The sequence below is a fragment of the Pseudomonas sp. nanlin1 genome, from assembly GCF_045571515.1.
In the GTDB taxonomy this organism is placed as follows: domain Bacteria; phylum Pseudomonadota; class Gammaproteobacteria; order Pseudomonadales; family Pseudomonadaceae; genus Aquipseudomonas.
In genome coordinates, this window is sequence record NZ_CP124218.1 from 2,133,939 (window position 1) to 2,153,653 (window position 19,715).

Consider the following 19,715-nt stretch of genomic DNA (forward strand, 5'->3'; position numbering starts at 1 on the left):
AACTCTAACTTTTTCCAAACCCCTACATCAATTCCCACGGGGAGCGTTGTATCGTCCGTCGCATGGAATATTGGCCTTTATGCAAACGGCGCTACGGTTCAGGCATTCCAAGTTTGTTATGCAACTCGCTACTCCTCAGCCTATGTCAAATGCTGGGATGCGTCCGCCAACCGGGTGGGATCCACCGAGTTTTTCAAAGGTGTAGACGCGAAAGGTAGATTCAAGATCACAGGCATAATGGTAGGGGGGACCTATCCGGTTTATCCGAGACACAGTAATACGATCACGGTGCATTACTCGTATTGATAGAACATTAAAAAACCTTTGGTTCTATGTCAGAGATTTTGTATCTTCAGGGAGAAGGTCGTGATCAACCTAAATACTTCGATGCCCCATTCGCACGCTTCTACGGTGAGTGCTGAGATTCACACGAATCGACGTGACTCGAACATCGCTGTTCACGCAAGCGTTGCGCAAAATTCAGCCAATGCTACGCAGATCTCAGAATCTGCAAAATTGCTTTCCTCTTTGTATGCCACTGCAAATGAATATGTGAAAGATGAGCATCTTCCCGCTTTTACCGGGCCGGTCCAAGGTAATATGCCGCCCAGTGGTTACGTAAATGTAGGTAAATATAACGATTATCTTTTTGATAAGGCGGCGTCGACGATGATTGCGGCGGCTAAGGACAGTGGCATTAGTTTGGATAAGGCCGATGTCGTCGCCCAGTTAAAAAGTGATAATGCTGAAATCGCAAGTATTAAGCTGGATAATGCAAGTCGCGTGCATAAATTAGGCTCTGGTAGTGTGATGGCGGACCTGACATTATCAGATCTGGATAATTTAACCGAAACTTATATTGCTGCCAAAGAGCATGGGCTTGATCTGGCTGAGGTCGGGGGGCTGGCGCTGAGGCGAGGTATTCAGAATCATTATGGAAGCACGCTACAAGCCGCAGACGTATTCCCTTACGACTGGGATTTTGCCGAGACTGACCCAGAAAAAATCGCTGCTGCAAAAAACATCATGCCGGAGTCGATCACCCTAAAAGCCGAGGAACTCAGAGGTAAGCTTCAGGGCGATCTCGGTTTGGGAAGCGACTTTATCGAGTTCTTGTTGAACCCAAGAATCGGCCTACGTAGCGCCACCGATGCTTCGTTGACGTTTTTATCCCGCCTGGCGGATATCCATAGTCAACAAAAATAGATCAATAGGGCCGGGCCGATGAGCCCGGCCCGCCCAACCCAGCAGAGTTTGCACCCTTAAGTTGCTGGGGCAGGCGGGACCCAAAGGTTATTGCGGCAGCGCGGCTCCCTTGGGCCAGAGCAACCACACTTGCCCCTCTTGTTTCATATTGCCCGCCAGCTCTCCCGCGGCATCGCCTGTGCCCCAAAACAAGTCTGCGCGCACTTCGCCGTTGATCGCGCCGCCGGTGTCCTGGGCGGCGACCGGGCGTACCACGGGGCTGCCGTCTGGGCGTGTGGTGGAGAGCCAGAGCAGGCTACCCAGGGGGATCACCTTGCGGTCGATGGCCACGCTGTAGCCGGGGGTCAAGGGCACGTTGAGGGAGCCACGGGGGCCTTCGTTGCTGCTGGGGCGCAGGCTGAAGAATACATAGCTGGGGTTGCTCGCCAGCAGCTCGGGCACTCGTTGTGGGTTAGCGATGGCCCAGTCGCGGATGCGCCCCATGGACACCTCTTCTTTCTTCAACTGGCCCTGTTCCACCAACCAACGGCCCACGGGTTTATAGGGGTGGCCGTTTTGGTCGGCATAACCGATGCGCAGTTGCTCACCGTCATCGAGCTGGATTCGGCCCGAGCCTTGGATTTGCAAGAATTGCAGGTCCATCGGGTCGCTCAACCAGGCCACCACCGGCGCGTTTACGCCTTGGCGGGCAATCGTAGCGGCGTCATCGTAGGGCTTGAGGGTACGGCCTTCGACCCGGCCGCGCAGGCGCTTGCCTTTGAGCTCCGGGTATAGACTGTCCAGTGCGACCACCACTAGGTCGTCCGGCACACCGTAGACCGGCACGTTATCGCGCTCGCTGCGGGTGTGGCTGCCGCGGTAGACCGGCTCGTAATAGCCGGTTATCAGGCCATGGGCGCCTTTTTCCGCTGAGCGCAAGCCGTATACCTGCAGTTGTGCCTCGAGAAACCCGCGTACCGCCTGGGGTGTGCTGTCGACGGTGCTGGCAGCGGCGCAGGGGGCTTTCCAGATGGCGTCGTTGGCCAGGCGTTGGCAGGCTGAGCGCCAGGCGGCGAAACCAGCCAGCAGGTCGGCGTCGCTCACGGCGGGAAGGTCCTTCCAGCTGGCCGGGGCGTAAGTTGCCACCGGTTTGACTTCGGGTTTCGGCGCGCCGCCATCGCAGGCTGCGAGCAGAACAAGGGCCGGGACTGCGCACAACAGCAGTTTGCGCCAGGGGCTACGGGGTTCGGACACCTAAGGGTTCCTCGCAAGAAGTCGTTGTTAAAAGGGCGTTAGCTTGGTGAAACTCGACGACCCCGTCAAACCCCAGTGCTCGATTCACCTGCGCGCCCGGCGGCATTGCCCGGTAGAATCGCCCTTCGGATAGGCAGTGGAGTCGACAGCGGTGGAGTTACGACAGGGCTTCCTTTTGACCCGGCACTGGCGCGATACGCCGGCGGGCACGGAAGTCGAATTTTGGCTGGCCACTGACCAGGGGCCGCAACGCTTGCGGGTGCCGTTGCAAACCGCCGTGGCGTTTATCCCGGCCGAACAGCGCAGTGTGGCCGAGGCGGCGTTGCAGGGTGAGCGCGACATCGAACTGCGCCGCCTGGCCCTGCGCGACTTCCAGCAGCGGCCGGTGCTGGGCCTGTACTGCCGCCAGCAACGCCTGGCGCAGCATGCTGAAACCACCCTGCGGGCCGCCGGGGTCGAGGTGTACGAAGCGGATATTCGGCCCCCCGAGCGCTACCTGATGGAGCGGTTCATCACCGCCCCCGTGCAGTTTCATGGGCAGCCGGGGGAGGGCGGCCTGCTGCTCGAGGCGCAGATCAAGCCTGCGCCCCACTACCGGCCAACGTTGAAACTGTGCTCGCTGGACATCGAGACCAGTGAGCGCGGCGAACTTTATTGCATCGGCCTGCAAGGCTGTGGCCAGCGCCAGGTGTACATGCTCGGGCCGACCCCGGCAACGCCACCAGATGTGGATTTCCAGCTGACTTACTGCGATACCCGGGTGCAATTGCTCGAGAGCCTTAACCAATGGCTGGCACAGCACGACCCGGACGCCATCATTGGCTGGAACGTGATCCAGTTCGACCTGCGCGTGTTGCACCAGCAGGCCACCAGCCTAGGCGTGCCTCTGCGTCTGGGGCGCGGCGGCGAAGTGATGACCTGGCGCGAACAGGCTTCAGGCAAGCATTACTTCGCCGGTGCCGCCGGGCGTTTGCTGATCGATGGTATCGAGGCGCTGCGCTCGGCGACTTGGAGTTTCCCCTCGTTCAGCCTGGAGTCGGTGGCCCAGACGCTACTGGGCGAGGGCAAGGCCATCGACAATCCGTACCAGCGGATGGATTCGATCAACCGCATGTTCGCCGAGGACAAACCGGCACTGGCCCGCTACAACATTACAGACTGCGAACTGGTCACGCGGATCTTCGCCCACACTCAGCTGCTGACCTTCCTGCTGGAACGGGCCAGCGTGACCGGCTTGCCGGCCGATCGCAGCGGCGGTTCGGTGGCAGCGTTCAGCCACTTGTACCTGCCACTGATGCACCGCCAGGGCTTCGTTGCGCCCAATCTGGGTGAGCGTGCGCCCGAAGCCAGCCCGGGCGGCTTTGTCATGGACTCGCGGCCCGGGCTGTACGAGTCGGTTTTGGTGCTGGACTACAAAAGCCTCTATCCCTCGATCATTCGTACCTTTTTGATCGACCCTATCGGCTTGGTCGAAGGCCTGCGCGAACCGGATGACGCCAGCTCGGTGCCAGGGTTTCGCGGTGCCCGGTTTTCCCGCACCCGGCATTGCTTGCCAGCCATCGTCGAAAGCGTCTGGCAAGGCCGCGAAGCCGCCAAGCGCGAGCACAATGCCCCGCTGTCGCAGGCGTTGAAGATCATCATGAACGCGTTCTACGGGGTATTGGGTTCCAGCGGTTGCCGCTTCTTCGACCCGCGCCTGGCCTCGTCGATCACCCTGCGCGGGCACCAGATCATGCGGCAAACCCGCCAGTTGATCGAAGACCGCGGCTATCAGGTGATCTATGGCGATACCGATTCCACCTTTGTCTGGCTCGGCCGCGCCCATGGTCAGCAGGAGGCCGCGCAGATCGGCCAGGGGCTGGTGCAAGCGGTCAATCAGTGGTGGGTCGAGCATCTGCAGGCTGAATACGGCCTGGCCAGTGCTTTGGAACTGCAGTATGAGACGCACTTTCGGCGCTTTCTCATGCCGACCATTCGAGGTGCCGAGGAGGGCAGCAAGAAACGCTATGCCGGTTTGGTCACCCGCGCCGACGGCAGCGACGAGATGGTCTACAAAGGCTTGGAAACCGTCCGCACCGACTGGTCGCCCCTGGCGCGGCAGTTCCAACAGGCGTTGTACTTGCGTATTTTTCAGCGCAAACCGTACCAGGATTACCTGCGCGACTATGTTCGCCAGACCTTGGCCGGCGAATTGGACGCGCTGTTGGTTTACCGTAAACGCCTGCGCCGGCCCCTGGACGACTACCAACGCAATGTCCCGCCCCACGTCCGTGCCGCGCGCCTGGCGGACGCCTACAACGACCGCCACGGCAGGGCCCGGCAGTACCAGAACGGCGGTTGGATCAGCTATGTGATCACCCTGGCCGGGCCCGAACCGCTGGAAGCGCGACAGTCGCCGATCGACTACGACCACTATATAAGCCGCCAACTACAACCCGTCGCCGATGGCATTCTGCCGTTCGTGGACGACGACTTCGCGACTTTGGTGGGTGGCCAGATGGGCCTGTTCTAGTGGTGGGCCACCACCGCCTGATTACGCCCCTGCGCCTTGGCGCGGTACAGGGCTTTGTCGGCGCTGTTGAGCAGGCTGTGCAGGTCGCCGTCTGCCGTTAGGCTAGCCACGCCAAGGCTGGCCGTAACCCGGTGGACGGTTTCGGTTTCCAGGCTGGCGATGGTCTGCACCAAGCGTTCGGCCAAGGCCTGGGCGGCGTCAATTGAGGTATCGGGCAGCAGCATGGCGAACTCTTCGCCACCCAGCCTGCCGCACACGTGCCCGTTACGACAGGCACTGGTGATCACCCGGCCCATCTGCCGCAGCACCTGGTCGCCGACCTGGTGGCCGTAGGTGTCGTTAATGTGTTTGAAGTGGTCCATGTCTAGCATCAGCGCGCACAACGGCAGCCGGTTGCGCCGGCAGTGCTCATACAAAGGTTCGGCCAACGCGAAGAACGCTCGGCGATTGTTAAGTCCCGTGAGCTCATCGGTTTGCGCGGCGTAGTGGGAGCGCTGATGCGCCTGCTCCATTTCACGGGTCAGGCGGAAGGCTTTCTCCAGGGCTTTGGACAGCTTGCGCGCGGCGCCGGCGACGAACGAGGCAAACACCAGGGTGGCAAAGCCAATGCCCATGGGCATGGGCGTGCCCTGCAACAACAGCCACAAGGTGCACGGCAGTAACACCAGCGCCATGGACACCAAGGTCATATAGCGGTACGCCGAATAACAAGATACCGCCGCCACCGACATGCCCACCGTGAACAGCATGACCAACGCCTGGGACGCCAGGTCGCCGGAAGGAATCAGCGCCAGCGCGCCCAGGCCCCAGATACCGGCAGACACCACCAGGCTGACCCAATAGGTGCGTTCCCAGCGCTGCGGGGTGCGCTCGCGCTCATGGCTGCGAAAATAGCTCAGGAACATCGCGCTGCGCAGCAGCGTCGAGGCGGTGAGCAGGGCCAGCCAGGTCAGCATGGTGCTGCGGTCGAGGCGGTTCCAGCACAGCCAGCAGAGCATCAGCGCAGCCAGGAAACTACCCAACACGGCCGAATAGGACTGGCGGAACAGCTGCTGCAGGCGGTCCGTGTGCACTTGCTCGGCAATGGACACAGTCAAGGGGTGTACGGGGTCAACGCGATCCATTGGGTCCGCCTGGGTGCTGCCGAAAAAAAGCGCGATTGTGGCAGCACGCCACTAGCGCGAAAAGCGGAATTTCGCCCGCAAATGCGCGTCGCTTGGCAATTTTTTCATACAACCCTTGGCAATGTTCGCTGAAGTACCTTGAAACGTATCCCTCGGAACAAGCCCAAGCAGCGTCGAGTCGGTATTGCTAGCCCATTACCCAGACGAGCCTACTCGCCAATGATCGATACTCGCCCCCATGAACTCCTGTTCGACCACTATGATCCGGCCGACGAACCACGCCGCCAGGCGCTGTTTGCTTTGGGTAATGGGGTGCTCTCCTGGCGCGCGGGCGCGGTGGATGCCCCGGGCCATTATCAGGGCCTTTACCATGCAGGTTGGTACGACAACGCGCCGCGCCAGGTCAACGGCACAAGCGTCGGCCTTGAGGCACTGGTCAATCTGCCGGATCCGTTTGGTTTGAGTGTGTCCGTAGAGGGTGAGCAGTGGTTCGACCTGGACCAGGTGCCGTTACTGGGCTACCGGCAGACGTTGAACCTGGACCTGGGCGAAGTGCACCGCAGCCTGGAGTTTCTTCTGGGTGACCAACTCGTGCAGGTGAACGAGACTCGCCTGGTGAGCATGCACCAGCCTGACCTGCTACTGCTGCGCTGGGAAGTGCGCGCGCCCTCGGCAGACGTTGATCTGCACGTGCGCAGTGTCCTCAACGGCGGGGTCGTCAACGGGCTGGTCGAGCGTGATCAGGCTTATGAAGGGCAGCGCTTGCAAGGGCTGGTTTTCAGCCATGACGCCGCAGGTCACGCCGCCGTGGTCGCCCACTTGCACGAGCCGCAGCGCAAGGTGCAAGTGCAGCGGCAAATCGACCTGTCACTGGCGCATACGCCCTGGCAGACTACCGTGGAACCGCGCCGAGTGGTGCAGCACAGCCGTTGCCGGGTCGCCCAAGGGCAGGCGTTAACCATTGATTTGTACGCTCAGGTCACGCTCGATGGTGCGCCCGCGCAGCCCCGGCGCGGCCAGTTCGCTGATTTGCGCGATGCGCACTGGCAGGCCTGGCAGGCGTTGTGGCGGCAGATGCCGCTGCGCCTCGACGACCCGGCGCTGGAGCGGACGCTGAATTTCGCCGCCTTCCACTTGCTGCAAACGACTTCACCGCTGAGCGTCGGCCGCGACCAAGGCTTCCCGGCTCGGGGTTGGCAGGAAGGCTATTTTGGCCAGATATTCTGGGACGAAATCCTCGCCTTTGGGTTTCTGGGCAGCCACTTTCCGGAACTGGCGAGCCACCTGCTGACCTATCGCTATAAACGCCTGGACAGTGCCCGTCAGGCAGCCCGTGCCGCCGGCTACCAGGGGGCCATGTACCCCTGGCGCAGCGCGATCGACGGCACCGAGCAGACCCCGCCGTTCCAGTACAACCCCCTTTCGGGCCGCTGGATGGCCGACCCTACCTACTTGCAGCGGCATGTGGGCGCGGCGATAGCCTACGATGTCTGGACGTTGTTCCTGGCCACTGGCGACACCCAACTGCTCGCGGGCATGGGCGGCGAGATCCTGTTGGAGGTGGCGCGCTTTTGGAGCAGCATTGCCGAGTACGACCCGGGCCGTGACCGTTATGTCATCCGCGGCATTATCGGCCCTGACGAGTATCACACCGCTTACCCGGGCGCCACGCAACCGGGCCTCGACAACAATGCCTACACCAACGTCATGGCGGCCTGGACGCTGCACCGCGCGCTTGACTGCCTGCAGTTGCTGCCCGCCAGCGACGCTGCCGCGTTGTCCGCGCGTCTGGGCCTGAGCACTGAGGAAACCCGCCACTGGACCACGCTGACTCGGCGCCTGTACGTGCCCTTTATGGACGACGGTGTGATGAACCTGTTCGAGGGCTACGAAAAGCTTGCACGGGCCCCCGCCGGTTGGTCCGAAGACGGCATGCCACGCCTGGACTGGCTACTTGAAAAACGCGAAGACAGTTGCAACCACTACCAGCTCACCAAGCAGGCAGATGTACTGATGTTGCTGCACCTGTTCGCACCCGCTGATTTGATCGGCCTGCTGGGGCACCTGGGCTATGCGTTCGATCTTGATGCCTGTGAGCGCACGGCGCGTTTTCACATGGAGCGTATTACCCATGAGTCGAGCCTATCGGCCATGGTCTGCGCGGGCGCCTTGACCCACTACGCGCCTGAAGAGTCTTGGGCGAATTTTCGCCAATGCCTGAGCACCGACCTGCATGCACCCTCCGACAGCGGCACGGTGGAGGGCGTGCACCTGGGCTCCATGGCCGGGTCGCTGGACGTGCTGCAGCGTCACTACCTGGGGCTACGCCCAGCGCTGGATGGCCTGCATGTATTTCCGGCACCCCCGGCGGGGCTTCAGCGCGCCGAGGTGCGCGTGCAATACCGCGGCAGCGGCGTGTACGTGCAATTGCAAGGGGAGCGCCTGCGCCTGACCCTGGACGCCGAGGCGGCCAGTATTGATATCGTTTACCACGAGGGCCGCCATACCCTGCAGGCAGGGGCCAGCCTGGAGCTGGCTGGTTTTCGTCAGCCTGGGTGACGTTGAAAAGATCGGGGGCAAGGCCCCCTCCTACGGGCGGCGGCACATCTGCCCCCAATCTTTTGCTCTAAATAGCCTAACGCTGGGCTGACTTGTATTTCAGGCAGCCGTCTAAAAAGCTCTGGCGCACGGCGGCGGGTTTGGCTTTCGAATGGCTGTCGTAGGTCTGCTCGGTGATGCCCATGGCCATCATGTGCATCCAGGACTTGCTGAATTTATAGCTGTGCAGCTTCTGCCTGGCGGCGTACAGGGACACGCCCGAGAGTTTCAATTCCTGCGCTCTGGCAGCGGTGCCAGCGCCCCAACTGCACACGTAGCGATCGTTGGCTTTTAATTCTTTGGCTTGCACGGCTGCCGCGCTGCACGCCAGGGCGACGGAAAACAGTACGATCCACTCACTGCGCATTGATTCAAGCCCTAAGCGTCTGAAAATGAAGCGATTTTGACGACGCTCTGCGCGGTTCGGGGCCAGTATATTGCCTTCTCTGCAAAAAAGATTTTCGCCAGGCTCCAGGGCGACTGTTTGACGTTTGCCGGGCGCTGCTGTCCAACCCCCCATCATCATCAGCCACAGGGGTCGGCATGAATAGTTTGCCTGAGGGGTACCGCGCGTTGGTCATTGGTGCGACCGGCACCATTGGCGCCGCCTTCGTCGAGTTGCTGAGCGCGGACCCACGCTGTGCGCAGGTGGTTCGCCTGGGCCGTAAAACCGCGCCGGCATTGGACCTGACCTTGCCCGAGAGTATCGCGGCGGCAGCCCACGCTTGGGCTCAAGGGCCTGGTTTCGACTTGATCGTGCTGGCCACTGGCATTCTGCACAGGGCTGAGTTCATGCCCGAAAAAAGTCTCGAAGCCCTGAACCCGCAGCAGCTCCTCGATACCTTCCAAATCAATACCGTCGGCCCGGCGCTGGTGCTCCAGCACTTTTTGCCGTTGCTGCGGGGCGACGGCCTGATGGCGGTGCTGTCGGCTAAAGTCGGCAGCATCGACGACAACCGCCTGGGCGGCTGGTACAGCTACCGGGCGTCCAAGGCCGCGCTGAATATGCTGGTCAAGACGGCTTCCATCGAAGTGGCTCGGCGTTGGCCGGGCAAGCGCCTGGTGGCCCTGCATCCGGGCACCGTGACCTCGCCGTTGTCCAAGCCCTTCCGCCCCGAAGCCCGCCCGCCACGGGAGGCAGTGGCTGACATGCTGGCGGTGTTGGACGGTCTGGTTGCGACCGACAATGGCGGGTTCTTCAGTTATGCAGGTGAGCGTTTACCCTGGTAGCCATCACCCCAAGCGTTGGACCGCCACAGCACCGAACACCTCCACCGGTTCCTGTAAATTCCCCAGATAGCGCGGGTGAAACAGGCACAAGTCGACCGAGGGCCGGAAGTCGGCCACGTTGACCTCTTCCAGGTGGTCCAGGTGGCGACTGTTGGCCAGCAGCGGCGCGGGCACTAAGCCCAGGCCCTGGCCGTTGGCGACCAGGCCCAGTTGCAGGTCGGTGCCGAAGGTTTCCAGGTTGATCTGCAGCGCTAATCCCTGTTCGGCCAAAGCCCGTTGCAGGCCGGCGCGGAAGCCGCAGCCGTCCGGGTTGAGTACCCAGCCGCGCTGGTAACAGTCTTTGAGTTTGTAGGTGCGTTTAGGCGCACTGCCTTTGGCGGCCACCACCCGTAATGGCATGCGCCCGATGGTGCGGCTGGTAATGCCTTCGGGGAATATTTTGCCCGCCGGGAACAGCGCGGCGGCGGCATCCAATTCGCCGTTTTCCATCTTGGCAATCAGGTGGCTGCCCCAGCCACTGATGACCTGGGTACGCAGGGCTGGGTATGCCGTACGAATCTGCCCCAGGGCTTCGAGCAGAATGACGTCGCCGAGGGTCTGCGGCACGCCTAGGCGCAACACCCCGCTGGGGGCGCCGTCATTGGCCACCAGTTCGCGGAGCGAGTCGATCTCGCGCAGGATCGCTTTGCATTGCTCGTACACGCGCAGGCCCATGGGCGTGGGCTTGAGCGGTTTGGTCTGGCGGTCGAGCAGGGTGGTGCCCAGGTCCTGCTCGAAATTCTGCAAGCGCCGGGTGATCGCCGGCTGGGTCAGTTGCAGGGCCTCGGCCGCCAGGTTGGTGGATTGGCAGCGGATGACGGCGACAAAGGCGTCCATGTCATCGATTTTCATGGTCAGAACTCACAGAGGGCGACGGTGGATCATGCTCATATAACATAATCCTGCCGCCCGATCATGTGTAGCCTGCAATTGCGGTCATTCCGCCAGGGACGGTTTCTCCCAAAGATTGATACCGCCTTCCTGGGCAAACCCATCGATTTCGGCCAGCTCTTGCGCGGTGAACGCCAGGTTGTCCAATGCTTTGACGTTTTCCACTATCTGTTCCGGGCGGCTGGCACCGATCAGCGCCGAGGTCACCCGCGGGTCGCGCAGGGTCCAGGCCAGGGCCATTTGCGCCAGGCTTTGGCCGCGGCGCTGGGCGATCTCGTTCAAGGCGCGCACGTGGGCCAGGTTTTGCTCGCTCAGGTGCGAGGCCTGTAACGAGCCGCCGCCGGGCCGGTTAACCCGCGAGTCTTGGGGCGTGCCGTTGAGGTATTTGTCGGTTAATAGGCCCTGGGCCAGGGCCGTGAACACAATGACCCCGGCGCCGCTGGCGTCGGTGGCGTCCAACAGGTCGCGCTCGATCCAGCGGTTGAGCATGTTGTAAGCCGGCTGGTGGATCAGCAGCGGTACTTTCCATTCACGCAGTAGCGCGACCATTTCCAGGGTTTTGGCCCCGGAATAGGAGGAAATGCCGATGTACAAGGCCTTGCCTTGTTGCACGGCGGTGGCCAGAGCGCTGGCGGTTTCTTCGAGGGGGGTGAGGGGGTCGAAGCGGTGCGAATAGAAGATATCGACGTAGCTCAGGCCCATGCGCTGCAGGCTCTGGTCGAGGCTGGCCAACACGTATTTGCGCGAGCCGCCGCCCTGGCCGTAGGGGCCCGGCCACATGTCCCAGCCGGCCTTGGTGGAGATGATCAACTCATCGCGGTACTGGCTGAAGTCTTCGCGCAACAGCCGGCCAAAATTGCTCTCGGCGCTGCCGTAGGGTGGGCCGTAATTGTTCGCCAGGTCGAAATGATTGATCCCCAGATCGAACGCAGTTCGTAACATGGCGCGCTGGGTGTCGAGGGGGGTGCTGTCGCCGAAGTTGTGCCACAGCCCCAAGGACAGGGCAGGGAGTACCAAGCCGCTGCGCCCAACCGGGCGATAGGGCATTTTTTCATAACGTTGGCTGTCGGCCAGATAGGTCATGGGAGTTCCGTGCTGACGATTGGGTTGGCCTTGAAGCATAGATGATGCGTGAATCAGCGGGCGAAAAAGATCATAGTAGCTGGCCGCTGCCGCCCTAGGGGTGTCGATCAGGCGCCACGGAACGCCCGCACTGGCGGCGACTCAAAACAATTCAAAGCGACCAGCAGAGCTACTATTAGGCCATGAGTGAAAAACCAGCGGATACACCGTTCGACGTTCCTGGGCTGATGGGTGTAAGCACTCCGGACGCGGCGGAGCGACTGCAGTTGGCCCTGGACGCGGGTGCGATCATCGGCACGTGGGTTTGGCACATCCCCAGTGACCAGATCTGGGCCGATGAACGTTTCGCCCGAGCGTTTGGCTTGTCGCCCCTGGAATGCGCACAAGGCTTGTCCTTGCAGCAGGTGACCGCCTCGATTCATCCCGACGACCTGCACCGGGTCAACAGCGGTGTCGAGGAGGCCTTGAGCCGCCTTGGTGCTTACCGCTGCGAGTATCGGGTGCTGCACCGTGATGGCATCTACCGCTGGGTAGAGGCCAATGGGCGGGTCGAGACCGACGCACAAGGCCAGCCGCTGCGCTTTCCGGGGATACTGATCGACATCGAGAGCCGACGCAGCGCCGAAGCCGACCGCGATCGCGTCACCGAGCTGTTGCACACCTTTAGCGCCGCCATCCCTGGGGTGGTGTACGCCAAGGACCTGCAAGGGCGCATGTTGGTGGCGAACCAGGGCACCACTGCGCTGATCGGCAAACCGGCGGAGTTCTACCTAGGCAAGACTGACCTGGAATTTCTCGACGACCCCGAGCAGGCCCGGGCGATCATGGCAACCGACCGGCGCATCATGGACTCGGGCATTGCCGAGCAGGTGGAGGAAGAGGTGACTTTACCGGACGGTTCGGTCGCCACGTGGTTGTCGGTCAAGGCCCCACTGATCAATGAAGTCGGCGAACGGGTCGGCCTGATTGGCTCCTCCATGGACGTGACCTTGCGCAAACAGGCCGAAGCGGCGGTCAAGGAGCTCAATCAGACCCTGGAGCAGCGCATCGTAACGGCCATTCGCGAGCGTGAAGTGGTCGAAGAAGCGCTGCGCCAATCGCAAAAAATGGAGGCGGTGGGCCAATTGACCGGTGGCATCGCCCATGATTTCAATAACCTCTTGGCGGGTATTTCGGGCAGCCTGGAGTTGGCCAAGATGCGCATGGGCCAAGGCCGGGTGGAGGACGTCGAGCGTTATCTCACTGTGGCCCAAGGTGCCGTGCAGCGTGCGGCGGCACTGACCCATCGATTACTCGCATTCTCACGTCGGCAGGCCTTGGCGCCGCAGTTGACCGACGTCAATGCTTTGATCGATGGCATGGAGGAGCTGGTGCGCCGCAGTGTCGGCCCGGCCATCGACCTGCAGGTACATGCGGCCCCCGATCTATGGGCCACTCTGATCGACCCGGCGCAGTTGGAAAACGCCCTGCTGAACCTGTGCATCAATGCCCGTGACGCCATGCCCGAGGGCGGTCGGATCAGCATCGCGACCTGCAACGAATGGGTCGAGCCCTGCGGGGGCGGCGAGGATGACCTGACACCGGGCGAATACGTGGGCATCCGCGTCACAGACACGGGCACGGGGATGAGCTGCGAGGTCGTGGCCAAAGCGTTCGAGCCGTTTTTTACCACCAAACCGGTGGGCGCCGGCTCCGGGCTTGGGTTGTCGATGATCTATGGCTTTGCCCGTCAATCCGGTGGGCAGGTGAGAATCGTCTCAGCGCCCGGTGCAGGTACGTGCGTGTGTTTGCACTTGCCGCGCCACGCGGCGAGTCTCCAGCCAGCGGCGCCGCTGGGCGCAGACTTCGCCCCGCCGCTAGACGGGCAGGGTGAGACGGTGCTGGTGGTCGATGACGAAGCGTCCGTCCGCATGCTGGTGGTCGAGGTGCTGGAGGGCATGGGCTACCGCACCCTGGAGGCCGCCGATAGCCAGAGCGGGCTGCGCGCCTTGCAGTCGGATGCGCGCATCGACTTGCTGATCACCGACCTCGGCCTGCCGGGCGGTATGAACGGCCGACAGATGGCCGAGGCGGGGCGAGTCGGGCGAACCAGCTTGCCAGTGCTGTTCATTACCGGCTACGCCGAAACCTCGGTGCTCGACCAATGTCACCTGCAACCGCGCACCCAAGTACTGACCAAACCGTTCTCGTTGCAAGACCTGGCCGCCCGCATCAGCACCTTGATCACAACACGCTGAAGGCTCTGGAACGGCCCTTAGCGAATGTTTTTTTGAAAAAAAAGGCCGGCTGGTAGCGATCCGCCACGCTGTTCCTGTTACCATCCCGCCCCCAACGCAACACTGCGCTAACGTGTCGCGTTGACGGGCATTCGGTATCCAGCGTCATGCACGCTGCGCAGGCCCCCTCTTGAAAGGCACGCTGCTGCCGATACAAAGCCCGATGGCGCTCTCATGACCTGGATCAAGATAAATTGCGTCTGCATGTGTCTTGGGTCTCGGGTCGGTCGTCGAAGGCTGTGCCGGAGGGGTTTGATCGAGTGGTTCGGCTGGGCGGGCAGCCCCGTTCACCGAGCGAGCCTGATTGACGTAAGAAAAAAGCACCACCTGAATCAATGTTACTCAAGCAGCTGAAGCCAATGACCAACAACAAACTCAGCTCGGCAGGGACATGAAAGTGAGGCCGCAGGCAGTGCCGCGGCCTTGTAGGTCCACCCAGCAGTCCTGCGAAGTGCGGGGAACCACGGCGCTGCCGTGGCCAGGGCACTTCGTGGCAAGAACGGCGGGCGGATGACCTTCTATCCTATGGATGACACACATGTTTAAGAAACTGACGGTACTGCTGGGCGTGGCCGTGGCGATGGGGCTCAACCCCGCGCTGGCCGCTGAGACAAAGAAAGTCGACGTGCTGCTGATCGGTGGCGGGATCATGAGTTCGACCCTGGGCGTTTGGCTCAATGAGCTGGAACCCGGCTGGTCGATGGAAATGGTCGAGCGCCTGGACGGTGTCGCTGAAGAGAGCTCCAACGGCTGGAACAACGCCGGTACTGGCCACTCCGCCCTGGCTGAGCTGAACTACACTCCCGAGAACAAAGATGGCCAGGTCGAAATCCCTAAGGCTATCGAAATCAACGAAGCCTTCCAGATCTCCCGCCAGTTCTGGTCGTGGCAGGTCAAGAACGGCGTCTTGAAAAACCCACGTTCGTTCATCAATTCCACCCCGCACATGAGCTTTGTCTGGGGCGATGACAACATCAAGTTCCTCAAGAAGCGCTACGAAGCGCTGAAGGCGAGCCCGTTGTTCGCCGGCATGCAGTACTCCGAAGACCCTGAGCAAATCAAGCAGTGGGTCCCACTGATGATGGAAGGGCGTGATCCGAAGCAAAAGATCGCGGCCACCTGGAGCCCGATCGGTACCGACGTCAACTTTGGTGAGATCACTCGCCAGTTCGTCGCGCACCTGCAGAAGCAGCCTAACTTCGACCTGAAGCTGTCCAGCGAAGTGCAGGACATCACCCGTAACGAAGACGGCTCGTGGCGCGTCTCGTACAAGAACTTGAAAGACGGTACCAAGACTGAAACCGACGCCAAGTTCCTGTTCATCGGCGCCGGCGGTGGTGCTTTGCACCTGCTGCAGAAGTCGGGTATCGCTGAAGCCAAGGAATACGCGGGCTTCCCAGTGGGCGGTTCGTTCCTGGTTACCGACAACCCGTCGATTGCCGAGCAGCATTTGGCTAAAGCCTACGGCAAAGCCTCGGTTGGCGCGCCGCCGATGTCCGTACCGCACTTGGACACCCGTGTGCTGGACGGCAAGCGCGTGATCCTGTTTGGGCCATTCGCAACCTTCTCGACCAAGTTCCTTAAAGAAGGTTCTTACCTCGACCTGCTGACCACCACCACCACCCACAACATTTGGCCGATGACCAAAGTGGGCGTGCGTGAGTACCCGCTGGTCGAGTACCTGGCAGGCCAACTGATGCTGTCGGACGATGACCGCATGGCGGCGTTGAAAGAGTACTTCCCGAACGCCAAGAAAGAAGACTGGCGTCTGTGGCAAGCCGGCCAGCGCGTGCAGATCATCAAGCGTGACGAAGAGAAGGGCGGCGTGCTGAAACTGGGTACCGAAATCGTCGCTTCCAAGGACGGCAGCATCGCCGGCCTGTTGGGCGCCTCGCCAGGTGCATCCACCGCCGCGCCGATCATGCTCAACGTGCTTGAGAAGATCTTCAAAGACAAAGTCGCTACCCCTGAGTGGCAGACCCGTCTGAAAGAAATCGTGCCGAGCTATGGCACTCAGCTCAACGGTTCGCCTGACCGCGTTTACCAAGAGTGGAGCTACACCAGCCAAGTGCTGCAACTGACCCCGCCACCAGTAATTGGCCAGGGCGCAACCGCTGCACCTCAGGCGCCGGCAGCTGCTAAACCTGCTGCCCCGCGTGAAAGCAACGCGGCGCAAGACATGGCGCTGTAAGCCTACGCGGTAAACTGAAGCCCCACCTGGTTATGCCAGGTGGGGCTTTTTTTTGAGGCCGGCCCCCGCTAACGACACCCACCATTGATCGCTTCTATGGGCGTAATAGACAAATGCGCTGAACATTTTCTCTCAGCCTTGGGTCGACTGTTTAGACGCTGGTGATGGCCGTACAGCGATCACCCTTATGTGACCCTATGATTGGAGATCTACAATGTCGGTAGCTAACGTCAAGCAAGAACTCAAAACCGTTTCGAACGTGAAAGCCAAGGCCCATAAAGGCGAAGACACCCGCATCGAAAACCAGGCCGAAGTTGGCCAGGCCCTCGCTGTGCTGCTGTCGGATGTGTTCGCGTTGTACATCAAGACCAAGAATTACCACTGGCACATGAAGGGGTCGCATTTCCGCGACTACCACCTGCTGCTGGACGAGCAGGCTGCGCAGTTGTATGCAATCACCGATATGATTGCTGAGCGTGCCCGCAAGATCGGCGAGCCGACCATTCGCTCCCTGGAGCAGATGGTGCAACTCAAGCGTTTGGCGAGCAGTGAAGCCACTGAGCTGACCGCCGAGCAAATGCTCACCGAGCTGCACGACGACAACCAGTCCCTGGCCGCCTACATGCGCTCCACGCACACCATCACTGATGAGGCCAACGATATTTCTACCACTAGCCTGTTGGAAGAGTGGGTAGACCAGGCCGAAGAGCGTGCATGGTTCTTGGGCCAGACCATCGGCCAGTAACCAGCACTAAGCAGTACCTGGAAGAGGGGCAGGGCAGCGATGCCCATGCCCCTTTTTTTATGCTCGTAGCTGCGGCGCAACATTAAAAGATCGGGGGCAAGCGGAACGCCGCCCGGCCCCCTCGTACCAGTGTATGGCGGCACCCAAATATCGAATATGCCGCTGACCGTAGGAGGGGGCCTTGCCCCCGAGCTCTTGATCTATACCAGGATATCCGCAGCCGAGCGGATCTCGGCCTTTATGCGGGTACCCGTAGCAGCTTCCTCGTTGGAGAACCCGTCGTATTCGCTGAGCACGCCAAAGTCCAACCCGGTCAGCTGTTCGATCGAGCGGATGCTGCGTTGATAGGTACGGAACCGCCCAAAGATGATGTCCAGTTGGCCCAACTCGCTGGATTGATCGATCATATAACCGGTCGCCGATGGCCGGCCGTCGTCGTTCATGAACGCGATGACTTTCCAATACGCCTCAGCAATACCCACCCCACGATACGTTCGATCACCTTCGCCAAACACAGGCCCGGTGATGACGGAAATTCGGCTTTTGGCCACTCGGGCGTTTTCCAGCACGAAGTCTTCCAGGCTTAGCCAGGTCTTTTGGTTGAACGCCGACATCTGTGGGGCGCAGTTGGTGAAATGGAAGGTGTCTTCATTGGCTTGCTCGGCCAGTTCACCCCAATTGGGGTCCTGGCGCCGCACCAAATGGCCGCGGTCGAGTAGATTGTCGGCGTACAGTTCTTCCCCCAACTGCGCTTCCTGGGGGATACGGCCGTCGTAGAACCAGCGGTCATTGCTGCGCTCCACGGCCACTAGTGACTGCCCCTCAATGTTCACTGCAACAAACATTGCCATCTTGCGTGAGCGTGACATCACCACCGAGAAGTGCGTGTAGTCCAGCCGGTTATCGGGGCTGCCGGGTATGGGCAACACATCGGCAGTGGGTTGCGGTAAGGGCACCTCGAAGGTGTCGAGAAATGCCGAGTCATAGCCTTGCCGCCCCGCGAAATGGGTCGGCTCGTGGGTGCGCCCGGCCGCGCGGGCGAGGGTGGCGGTGGGGCGTGGGCCGAGCAGCCGATACATGTCGGCCAGGCGTGTAGGTGTGGGCATGCGAGGCACTCCAGTAAGGGTTACTGGAGTGTAGTGCAGGGTGATGACAGTTCAAAAGATCGGGGCAGCGGCGGCGATCTTTACCCTATCGGCAGTTCGCCGGTTACGATGGCGGTAACGATAAAAATGGCGAACATCGGCAGTGACCACTTGAAGAACTCTTTTTGGTACTCGCCAAATGTCATTTCAGTGCGGTTCATCAACAAAAACAGCCACGCCACGGTGGGGCTCGCGTAGCGCAGCGCCTGGCCCATGAACGACGCCACGCCGATCTCCGTGGGGGTGATGCCGAACTGGTAGGCGATGGGCGCCACCACCGGCAGGATGCCGAAGTAGTAGGCATCCACCGGTAGCGCATAGCAAGCCAGCGCGCCCAGAAAGGCGAAGATCAGCGCCGTATGACTGCCCATGGATTCCGGGATCAGACTAGCCATGTGCTGAGCAACGGCGCTGGACATGCCGCTGCCATTGAAGATGCCCAAGAAACACCCCGCCGCCAGGATGATCGAGGCGACCGCGATAGCGTCACCACCGTTGGCGGTGATGCGTTCGCGTTGCTCCACGGCGCTGTAGTTGACCGTCAGCGCCAGCGCGGTGCCCAGCATAAACACGATGGCGCCACTGGCCCAGCCGGCGATCAGGATCACCAGCATGCCTAGGGTCAGCGCCAAGTTGAACAGAAACAGCTTGGGCCGTTTCAGTTCTTTGTCGTGTTCTTCGATCACCGTGACCATCTCGGCGATCTGCTCGGGGGTTACGATGGCTTTCTCGCCATGCACGAAGCCCAGGCGTTTGCGCTCCTGCATACCCATCAGGTAGGCCATGAAGAACACGTAGATAAACGACACGCCCAAAATTGGCAAAATCGCCACGAACAGCGTGTTCACTTCCAAATTCAATACCGCCGCCGCTCGAGCCAGCGGGCCGCCCCATGGCAGGCAGTTGCCCAGCCCACAGGGGAGGATGATAAGCATGGCCAGGTTGGACAGTTTCATGCCCATCTGGCGGTACAACGGCAGGAACGCGGTGGTGATAATCAAGATGGTGGTAGTGCCGTCGCCATCCAGGGTTACCACGGCAGAGGTCAGCGCCGTGACCAGAATGATCTTCAGCGGGTCGCCGTTGGCCTTGCGAATCAAGTAGGTGCATAACGGGTCGAACAGCCCGACGTTCATCATCAGGCTGAAGTACAGCACCGCGAACAGGATCATCACGGTGGGGTTCACCGTGCCGATGGACACCTTGCCGTTGCTGCCTTGCGAGTAAAACAGGCCTTCGCGGATCCAGGTGACCAACGTGTCGACCGGCACGCCACTCCACAGGCAGGCCATGAGGCCCGCTACCAGCGACACCACGATCAGGCCGGTGAACGGCGAGAGTTTTTGCTTGATGACCAGTAGCAAAAACGCTGTGATCAAGCCATAGCCCAAGACTGTCAGCATCTGAATGTCTCCACTTTTTTGTTTTTATAGTGAGTGCAG

Annotated in this window: 14 protein-coding genes; 7 read left to right on the forward strand and 7 right to left on the reverse strand. The window is 61.0% G+C overall.

Annotated elements, in window-relative coordinates:
- Positions 1-366 precede the first annotated feature (366 nt).
- Entirely contained in the window at positions 367-1,206 is an 840-nt protein-coding gene (locus QCL65_RS10080; protein WP_407316082.1) for a hypothetical protein, read from the forward strand.
- Positions 1,207-1,293: 87 nt separating this feature from the next.
- On the opposite strand, the gene QCL65_RS10085 is transcribed toward QCL65_RS10080, so the two are convergent.
- Positions 1,294-2,439, reverse strand: a complete 1,146-nt coding sequence (locus QCL65_RS10085; protein WP_407316083.1) for a murein transglycosylase A — start codon at positions 2,437-2,439, stop codon at positions 1,294-1,296.
- Between the two features lie 151 nt (positions 2,440-2,590).
- Here QCL65_RS10085 and QCL65_RS10090 point away from each other — a divergent pair, with 151 nt between their 5' ends.
- The gene (locus QCL65_RS10090; protein ID WP_407316084.1) at positions 2,591-4,951 is read left to right on the forward strand and encodes a DNA polymerase II; all 2,361 of its coding nucleotides are present in this window, start codon (positions 2,591-2,593) and stop codon (positions 4,949-4,951) included.
- Here the strand turns inward: QCL65_RS10090 and QCL65_RS10095 are convergent.
- A complete protein-coding gene (locus QCL65_RS10095; RefSeq protein WP_407316085.1) occupies positions 4,948-6,075 on the reverse strand; it encodes a diguanylate cyclase in 1,128 nt (375 codons plus the stop codon). The genes QCL65_RS10090 and QCL65_RS10095 overlap by 4 nt on opposite strands.
- A 219-nt stretch (positions 6,076-6,294) precedes the next feature.
- Between QCL65_RS10095 and QCL65_RS10100 the strand changes: the two genes are divergently transcribed.
- Positions 6,295-8,634, forward strand: a complete 2,340-nt coding sequence (locus QCL65_RS10100; protein ID WP_407316086.1) for a glycosyl hydrolase family 65 protein — start codon at positions 6,295-6,297, stop codon at positions 8,632-8,634.
- Positions 8,635-8,710: 76 nt separating this feature from the next.
- Here QCL65_RS10100 and QCL65_RS10105 read toward each other — a convergent pair whose 3' ends face one another.
- Positions 8,711-9,040 (reverse strand): hypothetical protein, encoded by a 330-nt coding sequence (locus tag QCL65_RS10105; RefSeq protein ID WP_407316087.1) that lies wholly within the window; start codon positions 9,038-9,040, stop codon positions 8,711-8,713.
- Positions 9,041-9,216: 176 nt separating this feature from the next.
- Between QCL65_RS10105 and QCL65_RS10110 the strand changes: the two genes are divergently transcribed.
- On the forward strand, positions 9,217-9,903 hold the full coding sequence (locus tag QCL65_RS10110) for an SDR family NAD(P)-dependent oxidoreductase (protein WP_407316088.1): 687 nt from the start codon (positions 9,217-9,219) through the stop codon (positions 9,901-9,903).
- 3 nt (positions 9,904-9,906) lie between these two features.
- Here the strand turns inward: QCL65_RS10110 and QCL65_RS10115 are convergent, their stop codons facing one another.
- Together QCL65_RS10115 and mgrA are read right to left on the reverse strand one after the other, a co-directional pair.
- On the reverse strand, positions 9,907-10,794 hold the full coding sequence (locus QCL65_RS10115; RefSeq protein ID WP_407316089.1) for a LysR family transcriptional regulator: 888 nt from the start codon (positions 10,792-10,794) through the stop codon (positions 9,907-9,909).
- 84 nt (positions 10,795-10,878) lie between these two features.
- Complete coding sequence (mgrA, locus tag QCL65_RS10120; RefSeq protein WP_407316090.1) at positions 10,879-11,916, reverse strand: L-glyceraldehyde 3-phosphate reductase; 1,038 nt, start codon at positions 11,914-11,916, stop codon at positions 10,879-10,881.
- A gap of 182 nt (positions 11,917-12,098) precedes the next feature.
- Between mgrA and QCL65_RS10125 the strand changes: the two genes are divergently transcribed.
- From QCL65_RS10125 to QCL65_RS10135, 3 genes are all read left to right on the forward strand, one after another.
- Positions 12,099-14,153, forward strand: coding sequence for an ATP-binding protein (locus tag QCL65_RS10125; protein ID WP_407316091.1), 2,055 nt, complete (start codon positions 12,099-12,101; stop codon positions 14,151-14,153).
- Positions 14,154-14,730: 577 nt separating this feature from the next.
- Entirely contained in the window at positions 14,731-16,383 is a 1,653-nt protein-coding gene (mqo, locus tag QCL65_RS10130; protein WP_407316092.1) for a malate dehydrogenase (quinone), read from the forward strand.
- A 214-nt stretch (positions 16,384-16,597) separates the two neighbouring features.
- On the forward strand, positions 16,598-17,128 hold the full coding sequence (locus tag QCL65_RS10135; protein WP_407316093.1) for a Dps family protein: 531 nt from the start codon (positions 16,598-16,600) through the stop codon (positions 17,126-17,128).
- A 200-nt stretch (positions 17,129-17,328) separates the two neighbouring features.
- Here QCL65_RS10135 and QCL65_RS10140 read toward each other — a convergent pair whose 3' ends face one another.
- Together QCL65_RS10140 and QCL65_RS10145 are read right to left on the reverse strand one after the other, a co-directional pair.
- Positions 17,329-18,234: a DNA/RNA non-specific endonuclease gene (locus QCL65_RS10140; RefSeq protein ID WP_407316094.1), complete on the reverse strand. Its 906-nt coding sequence runs from the start codon at positions 18,232-18,234 to the stop codon at positions 17,329-17,331.
- 80 nt (positions 18,235-18,314) lie between these two features.
- Positions 18,315-19,676 (reverse strand): CitMHS family transporter, encoded by a 1,362-nt coding sequence (locus tag QCL65_RS10145; RefSeq protein ID WP_407316095.1) that lies wholly within the window; start codon positions 19,674-19,676, stop codon positions 18,315-18,317.
- Between the last annotated feature and the right edge of the window lie 39 nt (positions 19,677-19,715).